General features: G+C 41.4%; 16 protein-coding genes and 3 pseudogenes. 15 read left to right on the forward strand and 4 right to left on the reverse strand.

Translation table 11 applies throughout. The annotated features are described in order from the left end of the window. Positions 1–12 precede the first annotated feature (12 nt). The 3 genes from MZO41_RS15105 to MZO41_RS15115 all read left to right on the forward strand — a co-directional run bounded on the left by MZO41_RS15105 (position 13) and on the right by MZO41_RS15115 (position 3,613). On the forward strand, positions 13–2,148 hold the full coding sequence (locus MZO41_RS15105) for a type IA DNA topoisomerase (RefSeq protein WP_252129704.1): 2,136 nt from the start codon (positions 13–15) through the stop codon (positions 2,146–2,148). A 121-nt stretch (positions 2,149–2,269) separates the two neighbouring features. After that, on the forward strand, positions 2,270–2,485 hold the full coding sequence (locus MZO41_RS15110; RefSeq protein ID WP_003679901.1) for a hypothetical protein: 216 nt from the start codon (positions 2,270–2,272) through the stop codon (positions 2,483–2,485). Positions 2,486–2,488: 3 nt separating this feature from the next. Further along, the gene (locus MZO41_RS15115) at positions 2,489–3,613 is read left to right on the forward strand and encodes an ArdC-like ssDNA-binding domain-containing protein (protein ID WP_159271193.1); all 1,125 of its coding nucleotides are present in this window, start codon (positions 2,489–2,491) and stop codon (positions 3,611–3,613) included. 157 nt (positions 3,614–3,770) lie between these two features. Here MZO41_RS15115 and MZO41_RS17005 read toward each other — a convergent pair whose 3' ends face one another. Beyond that, positions 3,771–3,833, reverse strand: coding sequence for a putative holin-like toxin (locus MZO41_RS17005; protein ID WP_222843308.1), 63 nt, complete (start codon positions 3,831–3,833; stop codon positions 3,771–3,773). Positions 3,834–3,949: 116 nt separating this feature from the next. Beyond that, the gene (locus MZO41_RS15125; protein WP_159271194.1) at positions 3,950–5,092 is read right to left on the reverse strand and encodes a DNA cytosine methyltransferase; all 1,143 of its coding nucleotides are present in this window, start codon (positions 5,090–5,092) and stop codon (positions 3,950–3,952) included. Between the two features lie 155 nt (positions 5,093–5,247). Between MZO41_RS15125 and MZO41_RS15130 the strand changes: the two genes are divergently transcribed. From MZO41_RS15130 to aspT, 8 genes and pseudogenes are all read left to right on the forward strand, one after another. Then, complete coding sequence (locus tag MZO41_RS15130; protein ID WP_252129705.1) at positions 5,248–6,489, forward strand: restriction endonuclease PLD domain-containing protein; 1,242 nt, start codon at positions 5,248–5,250, stop codon at positions 6,487–6,489. Beyond that, a complete protein-coding gene (locus MZO41_RS15135) occupies positions 6,489–8,333 on the forward strand; it encodes a Z1 domain-containing protein (RefSeq protein WP_252129706.1) in 1,845 nt (614 codons plus the stop codon). The genes MZO41_RS15130 and MZO41_RS15135 overlap by 1 nt, the downstream gene beginning before the upstream one ends. Positions 8,334–8,439: 106 nt before the next feature. Then, positions 8,440–9,573, forward strand: coding sequence for an SIR2 family protein (locus MZO41_RS15140; protein WP_159271200.1), 1,134 nt, complete (start codon positions 8,440–8,442; stop codon positions 9,571–9,573). Beyond that, positions 9,570–11,489 carry an ATP-binding protein gene (locus tag MZO41_RS15145; RefSeq protein WP_159271202.1) on the forward strand — a complete coding sequence of 640 codons (1,920 nt, stop codon included), beginning with the start codon at positions 9,570–9,572 and terminating at the stop codon, positions 11,487–11,489. Before MZO41_RS15140 ends, MZO41_RS15145 begins: the two co-directional genes overlap by 4 nt. Positions 11,490–11,676: 187 nt before the next feature. Then, a complete protein-coding gene (locus tag MZO41_RS15150) occupies positions 11,677–12,360 on the forward strand; it encodes an IS6 family transposase (protein ID WP_022669498.1) in 684 nt (227 codons plus the stop codon). A 65-nt stretch (positions 12,361–12,425) separates the two neighbouring features. Next, positions 12,426–12,530 (forward strand): annotated as a pseudogene (locus MZO41_RS15155) (acetate kinase); the annotation flags it as partial. Between the two features lie 155 nt (positions 12,531–12,685). Continuing rightward, the gene (locus MZO41_RS15160) at positions 12,686–14,284 is read left to right on the forward strand and encodes a bifunctional aspartate transaminase/aspartate 4-decarboxylase (RefSeq protein WP_187349911.1); all 1,599 of its coding nucleotides are present in this window, start codon (positions 12,686–12,688) and stop codon (positions 14,282–14,284) included. A 12-nt stretch (positions 14,285–14,296) separates the two neighbouring features. Next, positions 14,297–15,955, forward strand: coding sequence for an aspartate-alanine antiporter (gene aspT, locus MZO41_RS15165; RefSeq protein ID WP_252129707.1), 1,659 nt, complete (start codon positions 14,297–14,299; stop codon positions 15,953–15,955). Between the two features lie 389 nt (positions 15,956–16,344). Here aspT and MZO41_RS15170 read toward each other — a convergent pair. Next, positions 16,345–16,596, reverse strand: a pseudogene (locus MZO41_RS15170) (hypothetical protein); the annotation flags it as partial. A 13-nt stretch (positions 16,597–16,609) separates the two neighbouring features. Here MZO41_RS15170 and MZO41_RS15175 point away from each other — a divergent pair. The 3 genes and pseudogenes from MZO41_RS15175 to MZO41_RS15185 all read left to right on the forward strand — a co-directional run. Further along, positions 16,610–17,140: pseudogene (locus tag MZO41_RS15175) on the forward strand (acetate kinase); the annotation flags it as partial. After that, complete coding sequence (locus tag MZO41_RS15180; RefSeq protein ID WP_022669498.1) at positions 17,137–17,820, forward strand: IS6 family transposase; 684 nt, start codon at positions 17,137–17,139, stop codon at positions 17,818–17,820. The pseudogene MZO41_RS15175 and the gene MZO41_RS15180, both read left to right, overlap by 4 nt. A 316-nt stretch (positions 17,821–18,136) precedes the next feature. Beyond that, a complete protein-coding gene (locus tag MZO41_RS15185; protein ID WP_027822913.1) occupies positions 18,137–18,724 on the forward strand; it encodes a recombinase family protein in 588 nt (195 codons plus the stop codon). Positions 18,725–18,835: 111 nt separating this feature from the next. Here MZO41_RS15185 and MZO41_RS15190 read toward each other — a convergent pair whose 3' ends face one another. Continuing rightward, entirely contained in the window at positions 18,836–19,864 is a 1,029-nt protein-coding gene (locus MZO41_RS15190) for an IS30 family transposase (RefSeq protein ID WP_015474672.1), read from the reverse strand. A gap of 367 nt (positions 19,865–20,231) precedes the next feature. On the opposite strand from MZO41_RS15190, the gene MZO41_RS15195 reads away from it, so the two are divergent. Continuing rightward, positions 20,232–21,830 (forward strand): APC family permease, encoded by a 1,599-nt coding sequence (locus MZO41_RS15195; protein ID WP_015474755.1) that lies wholly within the window; start codon positions 20,232–20,234, stop codon positions 21,828–21,830. Positions 21,831–22,054: the final 224 nt, after the last annotated feature.

Below are 22,054 nucleotides of genomic sequence, written 5' to 3' on the forward strand. Positions count from 1 at the left end.
GAGTGAACGAACATGACCACTGTTATCTTAGCTGAAAAACCCAGTCAAGCCCGTTCATACGTCCAAGCCTTTCAAAAGAGCACAAAAAAACAGGGTTACTATACGGTTAGTGACCCTGTTTTGCCCGAAAATACGCTTGTGACGTATGGTCTCGGACATTTAGTTGAACTAGCCACACCGGATAAATATGATCAGAAATACCAGCAATGGGCCTTATCTAATTTACCGATTTTCCCAGACAGATACAAGTTTGAAGTGTCAGCTAGTAAAAAAGATCAATTCAAGGTCGTCAAAGACCTGTTAACGAAAGCCGATACCATTATTGTGGCCACCGATAGTGGTCGAGAAGGGTCAAATATCGCGTGGTCGATCATGAACCAAGCGCATATTGATGTTAAGTCGAAAACGATTAAGCGCCTTTGGTTGAATAGCCTAGAAAAAGACGCGATTATTACCGGCTTTAAAAATCTTGGTGATTGGCACAAAGACTATTTGGCTTATAAAGAAGCCCAAACCCGTCAAATTAGTGACTGGTTAATTGGTATGAATGGCAGTCCTTTATACACCTTGCTATTAAGACAAAACGGGGTGCGCGGGGTGTACTCGATTGGTCGAGTACAGACGCCAACTTTGTATATGGTTTATCAAAGAGACCAGGCAATCAAAAACTTTAAGCCGGAACCCTATTTTGAACTAAATGCGGAAATTTTAGCCAATCAGCAAAAATTCGTCGCAAAATTAGACCCCTATCAGCGGTTTAAAGATGAAGCAGGACTAATAACATTCATGCAAGCTAAGAACGTTCAGAAAGGCTCACAGGCCGGTTTAATCAAGGACGTCCAAAAACAAGACAAAAAGCGTGCTAGTCCACAACTATTCTCACTATCCAGTCTGCAAAGTGCCATGAATAAACGGTATCATGCCAGTGCCAGCCAAACCTTAGCCGCCATTCAGAGTTTATACGAAGCTAAGTTCCTTAGCTATCCCCGAACCGATTGTGCTTATATCACTGATGAAGAATTTGAGTATTTAGTGGCTAATCTGACGAAGTATCTGGGGTTAGTCTCTAAGCAAGTCGCTTTAACCAATACCACGCCAAATAAGCGTTATGTTAATGGAAAAAAAGTTGAAGAACACTACGCTATTATCATGACTAAAGTTGTGCCGACGAAAAATCAATTAGCGGCCTTACCTAAATTACAGCAACAGGTCTATGACTTGGTTTTAAGAACGACGTTAGCGATGTTTGCTGATCCTTACGAGTATGAAGAAACCACCATTGTTACCCAAGTCGGCGATGCTAATTTTAAAGCAACGGGTAAGGTCCCAACTAAGCAAGGTTGGCAAGCATTATTTGATGAAAACAAAGCCGACCAGCAAGAAGCAGCCACCCTACCGCTCGTTCACCAAGGCGATCAAGTCCAAGCAAATCTGCAAACACCGCAAAAAGAAACGACACCACCGGTACCCTTTACCGAAGGTACCCTGATTACGGCCATGAAGACCGCCGGCAAAACGCTTGATGATGAAGCAGCCCAAGCGATTCTTAAAGATGTGCAAGGCATTGGGACAAGTGCAACCCGGGCCAATGTGCTGGAAGTGTTAAAGAAACGCGGCTATCTCGTCACTGAAAAGAACAAGCTACACGTCAGTGAAGCCGGAATTACTTTATGTAAAGCGGTTGAACTTGAGCCCTTGCTAACTAGTCCAGAAATGACAGCTAAATGGGAGCAAGCGTTACAGCAAATCAGTACCGAAGAACGCACCCCGGATAACTTTTTGAGCCAAATTAAGAAGTTTGTGGCTAAATTGATCGCTGATGTTCCCACGCAATTGACTGGCAGTGCAGCCATTAAGCAACAAATCAATCACCAACAGCAAGCACAAAAGTCCGCCGAGGTCTTCTTAGAAACACCGCAAGCGACCGTTTTAAATAAACAGAAGTTTTATATTGTAAAGCCTAAGCAAGGCGAAGACTTTACCCTGCCCAAGAAATGGAGCAGTAAGACCCTCGGTAAGACCGCAATTAAAGCGTTGGTCACCAAGGGGGAAACCAGCAAACTAAAGGGTTTCAAGAGCAAAAAGGGAAAGTCGTTTGACGCCAAGTTAAAGCTTGACGGCCATAAATTAAGTTTTGATTTTGATTAGAACCTGCCTACCGCCCTATACTACGTTCCGGTTGGTTAACCCGTCATTTAGGTTCACTTTTACAATCCCAAAAGTAAACCTGAACAACGGGTGAGATTAACAAAGCAAAGGAGATCATAAAATGAACAACGAATTAGCAGTTTTAGCCAGTGAATTACCCGTTTTGCAAGCTAAAGGAACCTACAAGTATTTAAAAGAAATCACTGGTAACGGCGCTTATTATCAAGTAGCCTGGCAAAAATTGTCTGACGGTTACGTTGCCCTTTATGGCACGACCCCGATTCAAATAAGATCATTGCCAACATTGAATGATATTTTTGAAGATGAGGAGGGGTAACTTATGCCAAATAAAGCAGATGTGAAGGCTTGGAAAGCACAATTAGTCGCCCAGGCTGAACAGCAAATCCTAAAATTAACTGATAGTGACCAATTTAAAAAGTATCTCAATACCCTGGCTAAATTTCATCGTTATAGCGCCAGAAACATTGATTTAATTTATGCGCAAAATCCTCAAGCCACTCAAGTCGCCGGTTTTAAGCAATGGCAGAAGGATTTTAACCGCACCGTCAACCGGGGCGCAAAAGCGATTCGGATTGCGGCTCCGATCATTAAGAAGCTAACACCAGCCGAGCAGAAGCATCTTGATACCACCGATGAGCGCGCCATTGTCGGTTATCGCTATCTACCCGTCTTTGATGTGGCACAAACTAGCGGTGAACCAGTGTTAAGTGCTAAAGACTTTGTCAAAGAAAATTTGGCCGATCATCAGAATGTGACAAGCTTATATAACGCGTTCAAGGATTATTTAAACCAGCAAACCGACCTTAAAGTCAGTGAAGTGCCTTTAGCGACGCTAAATGGGGCTAAGGGATATTTTCAACCCAGCACTAATGAAATCGTCATTGGTGGCGATGAGCCCGACAATGCTTTGAAACTAAAGACGTTATACCACGAATATGCGCATAGCCAGCTACACGGCTTAAAATCAGCCTTTAAAGATCGGCCACGAGCCTATCAGGAAACCCAAGCCGAAGCGGTTGCGTATGTTGCCATGCAAAATATTGGCGTTGATACCAGCAACTACTCCCTCGGTTACGTGGCCACCTGGGCTAAAGATAAAGCCGTGATCCATAGTGCTTTAAGTGAGATCCAGCAAGTTAGCAACAAAGTGATTGAGCTTAGTGACGGGTTAACCAAACAATTAGGCTTACAAGAAGCCCAAAAAGAACCTGAGCATGATCTAAAAAAGCTATCAGCCCATGATCTTAATAAGTCCTACCAAGGCTTGCAACAACAAGTTCAGCAAGCAACTAATCCACAACAAAAATCAGAACTACAAAATAAATTAAATGATGTACACCAGGAAATCAGTAATCGAACTCAAAAACAACTGAAAGTATTTGCTGAACAGCATCCAGAAATCAAACAACCAGATTCTGAACCTGATCAAAGTCTAAAACGTTAGCCAGTTTTTAAAGGTCATGCTATAATGTAATAGAAAAGGGAAGCCTTGCGCTAACAAGACTTCCCATGCAAGCCGCTTCAAAGGCGGTGGCAGAAATTTAATAAACGATTTTAGCTCGTCCTGTGACCTCTACCAAAGTTACACAGGGCGGCTTTTTTTATTTGTGATGCTTGTCGATATAGCTGAGGAGCGCGATTAAAAACGTGCCAAACAGCAACATCAACTGGAATGTTTATAATTGATTCAAGAAAATCTAAAAACGATTTTTTTCAGTGATCGAATATTAACAGACTAAGCTTAGAACTGTGTCTTTAGTGCTCACTTTTGTATGCTAACCTAAAGTTTAACAAGTGTTGCCACTTCCGACCCAGATGTTTTGAACAGAACATTAGGTTGTAAACGTGGTGTTGGTGAAATGTAGTCGTATGGCTCCCCTGCAAAAGTTTTAAGCACTGCCATTAGGATATGGCGCATACCAGCAGGTGGAATCGCCATACCAATTTGTTTCCGCACAGATTCTTTACCACCAATGAAGTGATAATTATCAGGAAAGGTTTGCAGTCGTGCACGTTCACGGTTGGTTAATGCTCGGTTTTCCTTCCAGTGATACATATGGGTACCACCGCCTCCAGATCCGGTAACAGTATATGACGGCTTATTACGGTCTAGGCGCTTATAGATATTTGAAAGCCGAGCTCCCTTGACGTTTAGACGCAGACTTTCAGGAATTTGGTGCGACCAAGCATTACCACCTTCTGGGATATAGGACAACATCTCAATAGTCGAAGCCTTGTGACGTGTTAATTCGTTATTAAACGCGTCTGCTGGAATCGGTGGATTAGTTAGAGCCTCGCCAGCGGTAACATAGTCATCTGGATTGGGTGTGGTCGGGGCAGGTACGTGAAATTTAATGCCTTGAATAGCCAGATCATTGCGAATACCAACAATTAATATACGATGCCGGGCCTGTGGAACACCGTATTCCTCAAACTTATAGAAGTTTGGCGTTAGTGTGTAACCAACATCGGCTAATGATTTGAGAATTTGAATGAAAGCATCACCGTCGTTGGCAGAGGTTAGGCCACCGACGTTTTCGGCGATAAAAACCTTTGGTTGAAACTCCTTTAATGTTTTAACTCCGTAAGTATATAGTGGACCATATGTTCCATCTAACCCCTTTTGCTTGCCGACAACGGAAAAATCATTGCAAGGGAATCCGAAAATCAACGCATCCATATCAGTCAGTAATTGGTGATTAGTGAGATCTAATTTCCTTACATCTTCGCAGTAAACGGTAGTCGCCTTAGGGTTATTAAGGATGTTCAGTTTATAGGTATCAACAGTATCTTTATCAAATTCATTTGCCCAGGCATGTTGATACCCCCATTTTCTGCCCTTAGTATCGATAAAGTGTGAAGTTTTAGCAGCATATGCGCCACCACCAGGTCCAGCGAATAATTCAGCAGTTCTAAATATCATAGTGAACACCTCCATGAGTTCAGCATATCGAACAAGTGTTTTAGCATATGCCTATGCTAAAAATCATACGACTTTTTATTACATATTGCAAGCTCTAATAGTCGTGATTAATCTGCTTTAGTGTGGGAAAATGGAGAATAATAGGAGGACTAAAAATGACAATTTTATACTCTAAAGTACCACCGATGCCATTTGGGGAGAGCTTACCACTTATTTCTAATCAGTTGGTAAAAGAGGCGAGTTCAGCTTCGAGAATTGACATTGCAGTAGGCTATGTTTCTGTAGATGGATTGGATAAACTGGACTCATTAGTTTCAAAGGGGAACATTAAGCAGATCTGTCTGGTTGTTGGTATGTATCTGGAAAGTGGTATTCCAGAAAGTATCTATAATCGGGTACGTTTGTTACATAATAAATGGCAAGCTACAGGTAAAGGCGAAATCTGCTTTGTGAACAATATGAGCTATCATGGCAAGGTTTATCTCTTTTGGCAACCGAACCAACAAGGAAATGATGATTTGAAGTCAGCGGTATTAGGATCAGCTAATTTAAGCGTGCTGGCCCCGTTGGGATCTGTTGCTCGTCAATATGAACTAGCAACCACAATTACCAATTCTAACCAACTGCATGAATTGTCTACTCATATTGAGAAATTGAAAACCAGCTGCACCGTTTCTGCCACCAATTTAAACGATTTCAAGGTAATCCACGAGCGGATCGAAGTGCTTGGCGGGATCGAAGAAGTTTTGGAAACGACCGAAAGTGAACAAGATATGTATCGTTCACTGCAGACTGATATTGAGATTAGGATTCCAATTAAAGCACCATTAGCTACTAATCGTTTTTCTACCGCCCGGCATGATTACGCGCGATCAAATATCAATGTGGCCTATGGCGGCGGTCGGTATAACAAATTGAGTGGTGGTGTTGATCCCAGAAATTGGTATGAGGTTCAAATTACCGTAAATAAGACGATCTCTACTCAGCCAAACTACCCTAAAAATAAGCCTTTTTGGATTGTAACGGACGATGGTTATAAATTTGAAGCGCATACCACTGCTGATAACAATAAACAACTGACGGCTTATGGTAAGACTGGTAACGATCGCGTTTTTGGGCGCTGGATCAAGGGACGATTGGCTACAGCTGGATACGTCAAACCAGTCGATAATACAGCCGCCGATACGGAACGTCTCGGCGTTGTAACGCAAGAAATGTTAAACGCTGCCCAAATGCGCGTGATGGTTCTTACTAAGACATCTACACAGGAATATGGGGTGGTATTCAATCGATTAGCTCCAACACCACGAAATAAGAAAGGTGCTTTAGACAAGAAACATTGGACACGGGAATTGCTAGACGTCTGGACAGTTCACTTTGAAGGTGAGAAAAGCTAATGGGATATCTTAATAATTACCTACAACAATTTCGTGATGCAGGTAAAGATGAGCTTGCAAACAGCATAGAAAAAACGTCTCGACGTATAGGCAAAAAATACATCAGCCATTTCACCTATATAACACATGAAATGGGATTGCTTTTTGGCAATATTCAAAGTGGGAAGACGGGACAAACATTTGGCATTATCTGTGAAGCTGCTGATTTGGAATTTCGCTACTTCCTACTGATGACAACGGACAGCAAACTCCTACAAAAACAAACACTTGAACGCGCACAACATGATTTGCCTGAATTTGCAATCTGTAGCGAGAATGATGAAGAAAAGTTCAGAAGCGCAAAAAATCAGCCGGTACTAATTATTGTAAAAAAGAATACACGTGTTTTACAGGCATGGGTTGATCGATTCCGTAATTCTCAAAAACTGAAGGGAAATGCATTATTCATCGTTGATGATGAAGCTGATGCTGCTTCAGAAAATACAAAGGTTAATCAAAAAAAGGTTTCCGCGATCAATGATCGACTACGAAAAATACGTGATACAGCACAAGCATCAATTTATCTTCAAGTGACTGGTACTCCCCAAGCCCTGCTACTTCAAAGTCTTAACTCCAATTGGCGGCCAATGTTTACTGAATACTTTGAACCTGGTAATGGCTATCTCGGTGGTGACTTTTTCTTTCCGGGAACAGAGACTAACGATATACCTAACTTCATTCATTTTGTTGATGATGAAACACCGCAAGAAAGCGCAAAGCATGTTGTGCTCCGCCACTTGGTCGTATCAGCACAAATATTGCTAACTGGTGGTAAAGTCTCAAACTGTTTAGTTCACCCTGGCATTCGACGAGCAGCTCACGAGAAGTCAAAAAAAGAAATTGAAGATGCAATTGCCTGGTGGACTTACCAGCATGCTGACGAAAAATTCACTGATGCATTTGATCGGGAGTATGCCGCTATTACACCACAAAATACTGAGAAACAACCACACGATCAAGTATTGACACGTGTTAAACAGATTCTTGAAAAACGTGAGTTTACGATTGTCCTATTAAACGGAACATCAATTGACGATGACAAAGACTATGAGTCTGGATGTAACTTTGTTATTGGGGGAACTAACCTGGGCCGGGGTGTAACCTTTGGCCAATTGAATACGTTCTACTACACCAGGACCAGCAAAAATCCAAATGCGGATACGATGTGGCAACATAATCGCATGTTTGGCTATGATCGTGACCCTGGCTTGATAACAATGTATAGTAGCCGGGCGTTGTATAAACTTTTTGCAGAAATCAATGAGACTAATAACTCGATTATCCGTCAAGCTCAAGCAGGAAAGAAGATTACAATTGCATATCCAGATGGTTTGAATCCAACGCGATCTAATGTGTTAGATAAATCTTTGCTGAATATCCTGGTTGGCGGATCAAACCACTTTCCAAGCGTACCGAAGAACGAAACGACTACGCAAATATCAGATTTGGTTCAACAATTTTCTAATGATGATCCAGCTACTGAAGTTAGCCTAAAATTTATATCGGATATTTTGAAGCATTTCAAAGCAGAAAAAGAGTTTAATCTTGATGGTTACATCAAAATGATTGATAGTGCCCGTAGTGAGAATCCGATGGCAAGCGCCCATATTCTTGTCAGGCGTAATCGTGCCGTGACACTGGGAAACCGTGCATTGCTGTCACCAAACGACTGGAAAGAAACTAATCAATTCCAAGACGAGTTCGTATTAACACTGTACAAAGTCTCTGGAGAGAAGAACAATGGTAAGTCAGTGTGGGTACCGAATATTAAGTTACCGATGAAAAAGAACTTTTATATTATTTAAATTGTAATTTTAATATAACGAAAGTTCTTTATTCGGCATCGAAAGAAAGCCCAATGTAAAATAATCAATGGCACTTTTGACTTTTAAAAAAAAGAGGTTGGGTATCATGAATGACAGTCAAAAATTTTTAGATAAAGTAGAAGGGAAAAATATAGATTTTTTAATTGGTTCTGGTGCAAGTTCTGATTATATAAGCACTCTTTCTGTTGGGGAAAAAGGGAATAAACACAGTATTGAAGACCTTTTAACTGCCTATAATTCTCAAAAAATGGCACAAGCTTTTTTGAAATTCCTTTTTTTTGATTCATCAGTCAAAAATGGATTAGTTAGCACTACTCACATTCCAGAAGAAGCAATGGATACTCTGAACTCTTATAAAGAATTAATTGAGAATATGCTTACTCTTTCGCGCCACAACGGATTTGAAAGACCTAAAAGAACTAATATTTTTACTACAAACTATGATACATTTTTCGAGGCCGCTTTTGATGATATTTCTCTTGAACACCCCTTAGCCTTTTTTAACGATGGCTCTAGAGGTTTCTTTACGCGTGAAGTTAGTTACGAAAACTATTATTTTAATGTTACCCACAGTGGATCCATTGACACATTTCGTAGAGAGATACCGTCTATTAATCTGTATAAATTACATGGCTCTCTTTCATGGTCAAAAAAAGTTTTGAAAGATGACCAAACCATTATTACATCAAGCCTAGAAAATGAATTACTAACGAAAATAAAAGAAGAATCAGATACTATTTTAAAGATGTTGAATCAAGGAAATAGAATTGAAGTAACTGACGAAAACGTTATTGACCAATATCTTAGCAATATAGAAAGAAATGAAGAACTAAAAGATGAACTCGGAATATTTGAAAACGATTATTCCAAGCTATTAATTGTGAGTCCTACCAAAAGAAAATTTCAAGAGACAGTGTTTCAGAAACAATACTATCAACTACTAAGAGAATTCGAAAATGAGTTGCAAAAGGATAACACTGTTTTAATTTGTTTTGGTTTTTCCTTCAAAGATGAACATATTTTAGATCTGTTAAAAAGATCTATTTCCAATCCATCTTTACAGATTTTCGTTATTCCATATAGTGAAAAAGACGTTGACTATATTAATCTTGTGTTAAAAGGATATACTGATGTGACATTTTTAAAGTCCCCTGATACTAACGAGCCAGGTAACTTCAATGTCCTAAATAAATTTTTAGAAGGAGCCTATGGACAATGAAAACAGCTAAGATGGATCCGTTACCAAGTGTCGGAATCGTAACTGAAGTAAAGGGGACTTACGTTACAGCTAGAATGTTTGAAAATACTAATAATTTAACATATTACAGAAACGGGGTTACATATAGGGGAGTGGGTACTGGAGAATACATTGGAATTCAAAGAGGCCCCTATAAATTAGTAGGCAAGGTCCTTCACGAATATTTAGAAGACACGCAAAAAGACAGTAATGATCAGGAATTTTCAAAAAACAGATTTATTAGAGAAGTGGATATTTCAATCATAGGAGCCTTTAGGCAAAGTAAATTCACTTTTGGAATTTCTATTTTTCCTCAAATATTTTCTGAAATCGTATTACTAAGTTCAGAAGAAACCCTTCAGATACTAACGGGAAATATTCTCAATATAGATTATCCATTATATATTGGAAAAACAGTCCCCGAAGGACTTAAATATGCAATTGATTGGTCGCATATCTTTAACACGCATTTTGCAATTTTTGGTAACACTGGCAGTGGAAAATCTAACACCTTGGCAAAAATGTATTCAGAATTATTTAATACTGCTGATAAAAATAATTGGAATATTAATAATTCCAAGTTTATTTTTATAGATTTTAATGGTGAATACACTGGTGATGAATCGTTAACATCAAGCAAAAAAACTATTGAACTTAATACTTCATCTACATCTAAAGGAGACAAAATAATCCTTCCTAGATCAGAATTCTGGGATATAGAAATGTTGTCAGTGTTGTTTTCAGCAACGCAACAAACGCAAGAACCCTTTCTTAGAACAACTTTAAAGCATTTTAATCCCGGGAAAAATAAAGTTACAAAGAAAGAAATAATAAGTTACGTTGTAACCGCCTTTTGTCAGGTATTTCAAAACAATGTGCAAGACCCAAGAACGTTAAATTTACTTAAAGTAATTTTAAATGACTTACAAATTAAAATACCAGAAAGTTCCGAACTTAGCATTTGGTTAAAAGCATCATGGAACAGCAATAGTGGCACATATTTTTCTAATATTGATACTACTTATACGGGTCTATTTTGGAGTTTTACTAGCAATGGCAAAATCTATTTTAATAATATGGTCAATAAATCAGAATTTAGATATTTGATAGAAGAAACTCTAAATTGGGAGGATGTCATGATTGATACTGATTGGCAACCTCTAACTTTGTTATCTGTGTTTGTCCATCTACAAATGATTTATAAATTAACCTACGGAGGAGCTCAATTTGATTTCATTGCTCCTTTATTAAACAGAATTGAAGCAAAATCAAAGATGTTTAATAAGTTAATTAAAGTAAGCAATGACGACTCGGATAATTTTTCTGAGAAATATTGCACAATAATTTCTTTACGTAATGTCAATAAAGACGCTAAAGCAACAATTCCATTATTAATTGCAAGGTATCTTTATAAGCTTCAAAAAAAAGACTTATTAGGAGAAGATGAAATTACTAAGACTACTAACCTTATAATCGACGAAGCCCATAACATTCTTTCTGTAAACAGAAATCGAGAAGGTGATAAATGGCGAGATTATCGTTTAGATGTGTTTGAAGAAATTATTAAAGAAGGCAGGAAATTTGGCTTCTTTTTAACTATTGCTAGTCAGCGTCCCGCTGACATTTCAGCAACTATTGTTTCTCAGATGCATAATTTTATTATTCATCGTCTTGTAAATGAAGTTGATTTGAATATGTTAGGCAATACATTGAATTCATTGGATAGTGTTTCAAAATCTGCTATCCCTTCTCTAGCCCCTGGAAGTGCTATCTTTACAGGAACCAGCTTTCCGCTCCCTGTAATGGTTCATATAGATCAATTAGATAAGGGACATGCTCCCAGTAGTGATAATGCTAATTTAAAAAAAATCTGGTTACCACATGACCATCAAAAATGATTTTTTGTTTTACGGGTCATAACTTTAAAAATCCAGCCTCTAAAAAATCATCAGGATGGTATTTAAATGGTCACGGTTCCACTTTTCTTGTAATCGCTAAAATAATAACTCTTTAAGGTTCTGGTGCAAATTTTCCTCGCTGACTTGATTTTAGTTACTGGGTGCCAAGAAACGAGGGATTGCGCGCATGAATCACTTTAAGGGACGCCACTTTCAAAAGGACATCATCTTAGTAGCCGTTGGCTACTATTTCAGATTCAGTCTCAGCTATCGTGACATCGTTGAATTGCTTCGGGATCGGGGTATCACTGTTCATCACACCACGGTCATGCGTTGGGTTCATCACTATGGCCCCATCTTTAAGGCTCTATGGCGTCGGCATCAAACAGCTCACGCTAAAAGTTGGCGAATCGATGAGACCTATATTCGAGTTAAAGGCCGTTGGGCCTATTTGTATCGCGCTATTGACAGTAACGGTTTGACCATGGATTTTGAGCTACGAAAACACCGCGATTATACCGCATCCTATCACTTTTTGAAGCGTCTCTTGACGACCAATGGTCGGCCTGATCGATTAGTCACTGATCAATATCGGGCAACACTGAAAGCAGTGAAGCACCTGATAAAGCAAGACTATTTGAGCAAATCAACCCACCAATGTTCCAAATATCGAAATAATTTGATTGAACAGGACCACCGATTCATTAAACGTCATCGTGTCCGCTCAGCAAGCTTTCAAAGCATTCGAACCGCTAGTGCAACGTTGAGCGGTGTGGAAATTGTTCACGCAATACGCAAAAGAACCCGACGAGAGTTAAGTCTCATCGGGTTCTCAGTCGTGGACGAATTAGAAGCATTGTTAGCTGCATAACCTTCAACATAGGATCAATAGCTGGTTAGATGGTCATCTCTCACACTGTTTGCACCAGATCCGCCGAGATCACACTTCCCGACTCAAAAATCCGGGCATTCGTCATTCCGACCGATGAAGAATTGATGATCGCTCGCGATGTAGAACATTTCAAAAAATTAGGTAAATAAGCGCTAAAACAGATGACACATGCGATCGACCCGCTTTTGCGGGTCGGTTTTTTTTATGCAAAAGAGTTATTATTTGCACAATAAGTCCATCCACTTTACGATGGGTTGGTAGATAACTTAAGGAATTTATAAAGAAAACGAGGAGGAAGAAGAAAATGGACAAGATCAACAAGAATGATGAAAAGCAGCTGGAACATTTAGGTGCCTTTGAAATCAGCAATAAAATGCTGTCATTGGCACAAAAAAGCGAAAAAAATAATATCTTTTTGAATGCTGGCCGCGGAAACCCGAACTGGATCAATAAAAAAGCCCGTTTGGCTTTCACTCGCATCGTTGAATTTGGGGTCCTTGAATCAGAACGCACAATGAAAGACGGCGATTTAGCCGGATATACCGAAAAAGACGGGATCCGCGAACGTTTTGAAACATTCCTCGATCCAGATAAAAACGAAACCGATCAATTTTTGATGAACGTCTTGAGTTATATCAAAGACGAACTGCATTTGGACCGCGATGAAGTCGTAAAAGAATTTGTGGATGGCGTCATCGGCAATAATTATCCGGTCCCAAGCCGCATCCTGAAAAATTCCGAAACGATCATCAATCATTATCTGCAATCTGTCTTGTATCACGGAGAAGATTTGGAAAATGAAACGCAATTGTTCCCAACAGAAGGCGGGACTGCAGCGATCGTTTATATTTTCAATTCGCTGAAAGAAAACAAATTGATCAAACCGGGCGACAAGATCGCGCTCAACACGCCGATCTTTACGCCGTACATCCAAATCCCAGCCTTGAACGACTATGAAATGGTCGAAATCGACTTGGGCTCGAAAGAAGAAAATAATTGGGAAGTTTCGCCGAAAGAGATCGACAAATTACAGGATCCCGATATCAAAGCTTTCTTCATTGTCAATCCAAGCAACCCAGGCTCCAAAGCATTTGACCAAAAAGCACTGAATGAAATCAAAAAAGCCGTTGCGAAGAATCCGAACTTGATGATCATTACTGATGATGTTTACGGAACGTTCGTTGACGATTTCCAAACAGTTTACAGTGTCGCACCGAAAAATACTTTGCTTGTTTATTCTTACTCGAAACTCTTTGGAGCGACCGGCTGGCGCTTAGGGGTGATCGGTGTCAGCAAGGACAATGTCTTTGATAAATTGATCGCGGCACTTCCGCAAGCAGATAAACAAGCACTCGAAAAACGTTACAGTCTTGTTGTTTTGGAACCCGAAAAGATGAAATTCATCGACCGGATGGTAGCGGATTCCCGTTCGATCGGCTTGTATCATACTTCTGGCTTGTCAACACCGCAGCAGATCATGGAAGTCCTCTTCAGCTTGACGCATTTGGTTGAGAAGACGAAAAACGATCCGTATATCGCAGCTTCGAACAAATTGATCGATAAACGCTACGACGACTTGCATAAAGCCTTGACGTATCCGGAAGACAACAGCGAAACTTCTGCGAAATATTATTCGATCATCGATATTTACGAATTGGCTGAAAAGCGTCACGGCAAAGCGTTCCGCGAATACTTGGCAGACAACTTCGAACAAGTCGACTTCTTGCTGAAATTGGCTGAGAAGAACGGCGTTGTATTGATGGATGGTGTCGGGTTCGGTGCAGCACCTGGCGATTTGCGGGTTTCTGAGGCGAACCTGCCGACGGAAGATTATCGCTTGATCGGCCGTCAAGTGCTGGAACTGCTTGATGAATATTATAAAACGTTTGAAGCACAAAAATAGGGGTGGATAGTGATGAAAGCAATTGTGGATTATTTGCTTGCCAATCCGATCATTCCGGTATTTCTTAGTCTGAGCCTAGGCTATCTGCTGGGGCGTTTCAAGATCAAAAGCTTCTCCGTCGGTTCGACGGTCGGGGTCTTGATCATTGCGCTTATTATCGGTCAAATCGGAGCTTTTAAGATCGATCCGCTTGTCAAAAGCATTTTCTTCGATCTCTTTATCTTTACGATCGGCTATGAAGTCGGACCTTCATTTATTCGCAGTTTGAAGAGTACCGGACTTAAGATCGTTGGCCAAAGTGTCTTCTTCGCGGTAGTTGCGTTTGCGATCGCGATGGTCTTGTTTAAACTATTCAAAGTCGACCTTGGCGAAGCGGCTGGGATCATCGCCGGCGCTTTAACGCAGTCGGCGGTCATCGGGACTGCCAACTCGTCGATCAATGGTCTTGATATTTCTTCAGCTGCTAAGGTAGCCTACAACTCGGAAGTCGCGATCGCATATGCTTTGACCTATGTTTTCGGGACCGTCGGGGTGCTGGTCTTCTTGAAGAATATCGCGCCAGCGATCCTGCACGTCGATTTGAAAGAAGAAACGAAAAAATTGGCAGAAAAACTCAACTTCACTTCCGGAAGTTTTTCGCCATTGACTAGTTCTGTGCGGGTCAGAGGATTTTTGCTGGGAGACGATTCTCCGATTGTCGGCAAAAAGATCTTGCAAATCGAAAAACAATATCACTATGAATTTGTTGTTGAGGATGTGCTGCGCAAGGAAGAAAGCATCCCGGCAACCAGCGACTTGGTCCTTTCGCCAGGCGACGAGATCGTGGTCGTGGGCAATATGGAAGAATTTTTACAGTTGGAACAAAGTCATGGAACGACCGAAGTTTCAAACAAACAGTATCGTAATATCCAATTGAAAACGATCAATGTGATGTTGACGAATGCTTTTAATTTCCATGCTTTGCAAGATATGGTCAAGAGCGGCTTGATGATCACCTCCGTCGAACGCGACGGCAAAAAAGTGACCGATCTGACAACGATGCGCAGCGGTGACCGCTTGACGATTATCGGAACTCCGCGGGCACTGCAAAAGATCTTGCCAGAAATCGGCTATGAGATCGCTGAAGGACAAACGACCGATATCAGCTTCTTGACTATCGGGATCGTTCTCGGGGTTCTCTTGGGATCGATCGTGGTCAAAGCTTTCAATATCCCGATCACACTCGGTGAAGGCGGCGGCGCACTTTTCTTGGGGCTCTTCTTCGGATGGTATCAAGAAAAACACGCCAACATCGGCAATATCCCCGGACCCGTCCGCTGGGTCTTCAAGAGTCTCGGTTTGAACTTGTTCATCGCGGTAGTCGGGCTGCAAGCCGGCTCAGACTTTGTCAGCGCCCTAGTGAAGATGGGCTGGAAAGTATTGATCATCGGGGCGATCATCTCGATCCTTCCGCATTTCATCACATTGCTGTTCGGTCGATATGTCTTGAAGCTGAACGCGATCGATAATATCGGCTCCTTGACTGGGGCGGGTACGATCACCGCTGCTTTGAACGCGATCAATGAAGAAACCGGCAGCAGTTTGTTCGCCCTCAGTTATACACCAGGGTATGCAGTCGGCAATATCCTCTTGACGATCCTCGGACCGTTGACAGTTGCGCTTTTGAGTTAGGCAAGGCGCAAAATCATAAATAAAGAGGTTGAGACAAAAGTGTCCAGCTTCAAGAAATAAGAAGAAAAATCCGAAAATAGTTTCTCATATTTTTGAGATTTTTCGGCTTATTTCCGAAGAAGCTGCTTTTGAAACACCGTTTATTCGGAAAAAGAGGCTGGGACATGACTTTTGTCCCAGCCTCTTTTTTATGGTTCTATAATATTTAGTGTTGGTGGAAAATCCTTCGGGTTTTTCTTCCAGCACTCTTTTTTATTCTTGAGGATAGAAATAGAGATATCCAAACTGATAAAATGTAGTCGACGAAAACCAACAGTCATCAGGAAAGGATATCTCCATGGATCATCATACTAGAAAACTTTTAGGTTTCACAGATAAAAATCTCTCTTTCAGCGAGAATTGGCTGACCGAACGAACTCACGCTGATAGAACTTGTTCAATTGTTCCTCGGCAATTTGCTGGCTTGGTAACGGATCAGTGGCTAATTTGACGCGACCATTTTCACTTGTGGCTAAGTAGTATTCTTTTTCAGACTGACCAAGTTCTTGCGTTTCCAAAACATGTAGATTATGTTCATAACGTCCTAATGCGTTATCAACTTCCAACCCATAAAAACCAAGAAAGCTTTTTAGAAGGCTTTCTTGGTTTTTATGGGAAGGCGGAAAATCTGTCGATACTTCGATGGGTTTCACGCCGCTTGCCGGCGTAACGATGGGGACTCGTTCAGGCGACGTCGATGCTTCCCTTTTGCCTTATTTGATGGATCACCTTGGGATGACGGATGTTCATAAAATGATCGTCATCCTGAACACAAAATCCGGGATCCTCGGTTTGTCCGGAATCTCCAGCGATATGCGCGATATCGAAGCTGCTGTCAAAGAAGATAACGAGGCCGCGGAACTGGCGCTTGAAATCTATTGCGACCGGATCCGCAAATATATCGCTCAGTATATTTCTGTTATGAATGGGGTCGACGCGATCGTATTCACAGCCGGTGTAGGCGAAAATGATACTGGGATGCGCGAACGCGTTTTGAAACCGATGACTTGGTTCGGGATCGATTTTGATGTTGAAACCAATAACAAGATCCACGGGAAAGAAGCCGAGATGGTTCTGGTGCAAATTTTCCTCGCTGACTTGATTTTAGTATACTGGGTGCCAAGAAACGAGGGATTGCGCGCATGAATCACTTTAAGGGACGCCACTTTCAAAAGGACATCATCTTAGTAGCCGTTGGCTACTATTTCAGATTCAGTCTCAGCTATCGTGACATCGTTGAATTGCTTCGGGATCGGGGTATCACTGTTCATCACACCACGGTCATGCGTTGGGTTCATCACTATGGCCCCATCTTTAAGGCTCTATGGCGTCGGCATCAAACAGCTCACGCTAAAAGTTGGCGAATCGATGAGACCTATATTCGAGTTAAAGGCCGTTGGGCCTATTTGTATCGCGCTATTGACAGTAACGGTTTGACCATGGATTTTGAGCTACGAAAACACCGCGATTATACCGCATCCTATCACTTTTTGAAGCGTCTCTTGACGACCAATGGTCGGCCTGATCGATTAGTCACTGATCAATATCGGGCAACACTGAAAGCAGTGAAGCACCTGATAAAGCAAGACTATTTGAGCAAATCAACCCACCAATGTTCCAAATATCGAAATAATTTGATTGAACAGGACCACCGATTCATTAAACGTCATCGTGTCCGCTCAGCAAGCTTTCAAAGCATTCGAACCGCTAGTGCAACGTTGAGCGGTGTGGAAATTGTTCACGCAATACGCAAAAGAACCCGACGAGAGTTAAGTCTCATCGGGTTCTCAGTCGTGGACGAATTAGAAGCATTGTTAGCTGCATAACCTTCAACATAGGATCAATAGCTGGTTAGATGGTCATCTCTCACACTGTTTGCACCAGATCCCTCTTTAATATTTCTGTTTTTTGACAAATATCTGATTCAATAAATTCACTGCTGGCCTGTGCAACCATACAATACTTAAAGTAAAGGAGGCACCTTTATTGAGGGGGAGCGACGTAATGAAGCTTCGTTTGGATGGGGGCAACAAATAACAGCGTAAAACGGCCATTAGGGTATACCCTAATGGTCTTTTTTATTTCTGTGCTATACTAGGAATTACAAGTGTTCATTAGAACTGTCCAAAAGGAGAATTGGAAATGGCTAAAATCGGTTATGCGCGTGTGAGTTCCAAGGAGCAACATTTAGATCGACAGTTAGCGGCTTTAAAAGACGTTGATAAATTATTTACGGATAAATTAAGTGGGGCTAACACTAATCGGCCAGAACTGCAAAAAATGCTGGCCTATATTCGTGAGGGTGATATTGTAATGGTCACTGAATTAGATCGCTTAGGCAGAAACAACCATGATTTGACTAAGATCATGAACTCCATTCAAAATAAGGGTGCCACCCTAGATGTGTTGAATTTACCGTCCATGACAGGGATTGCTGACCCCAATTTACGTCAACTCATGACCAACCTCATTATTGAACTTTATAAATACCAAGCTGAAAGTGAACGTAAGCGGATCATTGAGCGTCAGCAACAAGGGATTTCCCTAGCCAAACAGCAGGGGAAATATCATGGGCGCAAACCCCAATACACCCAAGATGATCCCCGCTTGCAACATGCTTTTAAGCTTTATCGAGCAGGCATGAGTGACATTGATGTGTCGCGAAATACAGGTATTAAACGGACGACTTTTATTCGATACCGTGTGAAATACGGTATTAAAAGAAAATAGGGCCCCCCCTTTTGGTTAGCACATGTTAACTGAAAGGGTCCCTATTTTCTTTCCTCAATTGTCAAGTTAAGTGCAACACTAATGGCCTATTCTTATAATTGGTCTAGAAAGTTAAACCAGTTGTGGCATAACATCCGCTGGACAACTATAGCTTAAGCAGCGGCGGGGACGGTGATTCAGCGTGTCTTGAACCAACTGCAGATCCACTAATGAGAGGTTTTTAAAGGAATGCCCCTTTGGGAATAACTCTCTTAATTGACCATTCACATTCTCATTAGTGCCCCGTTCCCAGGGAGAATATGGATGGGCAAAGTAGATTCCCGTTCCTTGAACCTGATTTAAACTAGCGAATTCCGAGCCGTTGTCAAACGTGATCGTCCGAAAGTTTTCTGCACCGTAATCATCAATCGTATCTTGGAGGGCTTGCCGGCAAGTCTCTGCCCGGTAATCAGGCAATTTAACGATAATTTCCATCCGGCTAACTCGCTCGGTTAACGTCATTAAAGCTGGTTCGGACTCAACCCGTTTGGCTTTCACTAAGTCGCCTTCCCAATGGCCCAACTCCTGACGTTTCCGAACCACTGCGGGCCGGTCTTCAATGGACTGTCCAAGCCGTTTTTTATTCAGGCGGGCATGTCGGTGATTCGGGCGTTTAGCGCGGCGACGTAGCTTCATGGGTAAATCATAGTTGTGAAGCTCCGGGAGCTTGCCAGCCTCGATATACCGATAGACCGTAGCCGTTGATGGGCAGGGAAAGCCCGGGTAATGAGCTTTAAAATAGTGGACATACGTATCGACACTGAAAACTCGTGGCTTAGCTTTTAAAGCTTTCGGCAGGGACTTGAAGAACACGGCAGCCCGCTGCAGTAAACCTTTGGGGTGACACTTGGCCCGCTGTTCTCGATAGTAAGCCGCCCCGCGCTCGGCAAAGTAGCCCTGATATGACCGATGTTTCTGGGAATCAATCTGGGTGGTTAACCCGCGTTTTAATTCGCGAGAAATGGTGCTGGGACTCCGGTGAAGCCGGCTGGCGATCTGACGAACGCCAAATCCTAATCGAGTCAGGGACTCAATTTGACCGCGTTCAAAAGATTGGAGTTGTTGGTAATGCTTAGGCATGATATTCTTAGTTTGGGTCATGAAGACACCTATCCTTATCTGTTGATTTTGTCGTTAATAATAAGAATAGGCCTTCATGGCCTTTTAAGCTAGTCTAATTGGTCTAGTTATCAAGTGTTGCACTTAACTTGACAATTGAGGAAATTTATTGACAGGTAATGACGCTAAACTTTCATTGCACATAAAAATGGGGCAATTCATCACGTCCTTAAAAGAACGTGTTTCCTTGCCTTATCTCAAAAAATACAATTTCGGTACTATTCCTAAAAAAGTATAAAATCTTCTCCTGACTATCATGATAGTCACCAGTCGACTTTTTTCATTTTACTTCATTTGCAATAATTTTCTCATTTGTTACACTGGTTGTCACTGCAAATAGGAGGTACAAATGGATTCTGACAAAACGACTAAGATTGGATTATTTCAACTTGTAATGTTAACGCTTGGTTCCTTAATTGGATCAGGCTGGCTTTTCGGTTCTTGGGAAGCCTCGAAAATAGCAGGCCCCGCTGCTATTATTTCATGGGTCATCGGGGGTGCGGTCATTGCCGCAATTGCTTACGATTATGTTGAACTTGGCGCAATGTTTCCGGAAGCCGGCGGGATGAGCCGATACGCACAATATTCCCACGGACCGCTTCTGGGATTTATTTCTTCATGGGCCAATTGGATTTCGTTAATTACGTTAATTCCAATAGAGGCTGTTGCTGCCGTTCAATATATGAGTTCATGGCCGTGGTCGTGGGCAAACTGGACCCATCAGTTCTTGAAAAATGGCACCATTACCACAGCAGGATTAATGGTAGTTTTCTTATTCATGTTGGTTTTCACTCTTTTGAACTTCTGGTCAGTTAAAATTCTAACCAGTTTTACCAGTTTAATCTCAGTTTTTAAGATCGGGGTACCAACGCTAACCATTATTATGCTGACAATTGCCAGTTTTCATCCCGAAAACTATGGCCATTCACTCCACGAATTTATGCCATACGGGTCAGCACCGATTTTTGCGGCTACTTCATCAGCCGGTATTATTTTCTCGTTCAATGCCTTTCAAACGGTTATTAATATGGGAAGTGAAATCGAAAACCCAAATAAAAATATCGGTCATGGCATTTTTATTTCACTTTTGATTAGTGGGATTATCTACATTGTCCTTCAAAGTGTCTTTATAACGGCAATTAAGCCATCCGCGGTTGCAGCACACGGATGGAGTGGTATTAACTTCAATTCCCCATTTGCCGACTTGGCAATTATGTTGGGAATCCGCTGGTTATCCGTTCTGCTTTACATGGATGCCTTTGTTTCACCCGTCGGAACCGGTGTCTCGTTTGCCGCATCAACTGGCCGAGCACTTTACGCGATGGAAAGTAACCAGCGTATTCCGAGTTTCGTAGGTAAGATCAATCAAAAATATGGGATTCCCCGTGTTGCGATGATTGTTAACCTGGTTCTAAGTATGCTGATGGTTTCTGTATTTAGATCATGGGCAACCTTGGCAACGGTTATCTGTACGTCAACCTTAATTGCGTACTTAACCGGGCCGGTAACAGCGGTTGCCTTTCGAAAATTGGCACCAGATTTTAAACGTCCTGTTAAGTTAAAGCATTTAAATTGGATGGCACCACTTTCGTTTGTTTTGGCTTCACTTGCCGTATATTGGGCAATGTGGCCAACAACCGTTGAAGTTATTTTGGTTATTTTACTAGGATTACCATTCTACTTTTATTACGAGTACCGAGCTGGTTATGTGAATACCCGGAAAGCATTTTGGTCAAGTATGTGGATGATTTTTTATCTCATTTTCATTTCAATCATGTCCTACATTGGCAGTCACCAATTTAACGGTATCAATTGGATCCCATATCCTTGGGACTTTGTCGTGATTATTATTGCATCCCTTGGTTTTTATTATTGGGGAATCAAGAGTGCTCACGTCTTCCCGGACTTTTATCAGGCCAAGGAACTAAATGATACGGTAAAAGAATAGTCAGTATAATTTATAGCAACAATTCATTTTTGAGCCTATAACCAAAAAGCGTCAAATTGTCTATCTTCAGATCTTTCTGAACAGACAATTTGACGCTTTTTAAATAAGGCAGATTGTAAAATTTAAGTTGAACATTTAAGTGGACAGAAAAACCCATCAAGGTCTTTAATGGTGTTACCACACAATCCATTAGAAAGAAGGACCTTGATGAGCACCACTATTTT

It is taken from the genome of Lactiplantibacillus sp. C232 (genome assembly GCF_023806725.1).
In the GTDB taxonomy this organism is placed as follows: domain Bacteria; phylum Bacillota; class Bacilli; order Lactobacillales; family Lactobacillaceae; genus Lactiplantibacillus; species Lactiplantibacillus plantarum.

Excerpts from the sequence above, each read along its gene's own strand:
- MZO41_RS15140 (WP_159271200.1), top strand. The coding sequence starts at position 8,440 with ATGAATGACAGTCAAAAATTTTTAGATAAAGTAGAAGGGAAAAATATA.
- MZO41_RS15160 (WP_187349911.1), top strand. The coding sequence starts at position 12,686 with ATGGACAAGATCAACAAGAATGATGAAAAGCAGCTGGAACATTTAGGT.
- MZO41_RS15150 (WP_022669498.1), top strand. The coding sequence starts at position 11,677 with ATGAATCACTTTAAGGGACGCCACTTTCAAAAGGACATCATCTTAGTA.
- MZO41_RS15190 (WP_015474672.1), bottom strand. The coding sequence starts at position 19,864 with ATGACCCAAACTAAGAATATCATGCCTAAGCATTACCAACAACTCCAA.
- MZO41_RS15145 (WP_159271202.1), top strand. The coding sequence starts at position 9,570 with ATGAAAACAGCTAAGATGGATCCGTTACCAAGTGTCGGAATCGTAACT.
- MZO41_RS15115 (WP_159271193.1), top strand. The coding sequence starts at position 2,489 with ATGCCAAATAAAGCAGATGTGAAGGCTTGGAAAGCACAATTAGTCGCC.
- MZO41_RS15130 (WP_252129705.1), top strand. The coding sequence starts at position 5,248 with ATGACAATTTTATACTCTAAAGTACCACCGATGCCATTTGGGGAGAGC.
- MZO41_RS15185 (WP_027822913.1), top strand. The coding sequence starts at position 18,137 with ATGGCTAAAATCGGTTATGCGCGTGTGAGTTCCAAGGAGCAACATTTA.
- MZO41_RS15110 (WP_003679901.1), top strand. The coding sequence starts at position 2,270 with ATGAACAACGAATTAGCAGTTTTAGCCAGTGAATTACCCGTTTTGCAA.
- MZO41_RS15135 (WP_252129706.1), top strand. The coding sequence starts at position 6,489 with ATGGGATATCTTAATAATTACCTACAACAATTTCGTGATGCAGGTAAA.
- MZO41_RS15180 (WP_022669498.1), top strand. The coding sequence starts at position 17,137 with ATGAATCACTTTAAGGGACGCCACTTTCAAAAGGACATCATCTTAGTA.
- MZO41_RS15105 (WP_252129704.1), top strand. The coding sequence starts at position 13 with ATGACCACTGTTATCTTAGCTGAAAAACCCAGTCAAGCCCGTTCATAC.
- MZO41_RS15125 (WP_159271194.1), bottom strand. The coding sequence starts at position 5,092 with ATGATATTTAGAACTGCTGAATTATTCGCTGGACCTGGTGGTGGCGCA.
- aspT (WP_252129707.1), top strand. The coding sequence starts at position 14,297 with ATGAAAGCAATTGTGGATTATTTGCTTGCCAATCCGATCATTCCGGTA.
- MZO41_RS15195 (WP_015474755.1), top strand. The coding sequence starts at position 20,232 with ATGGATTCTGACAAAACGACTAAGATTGGATTATTTCAACTTGTAATG.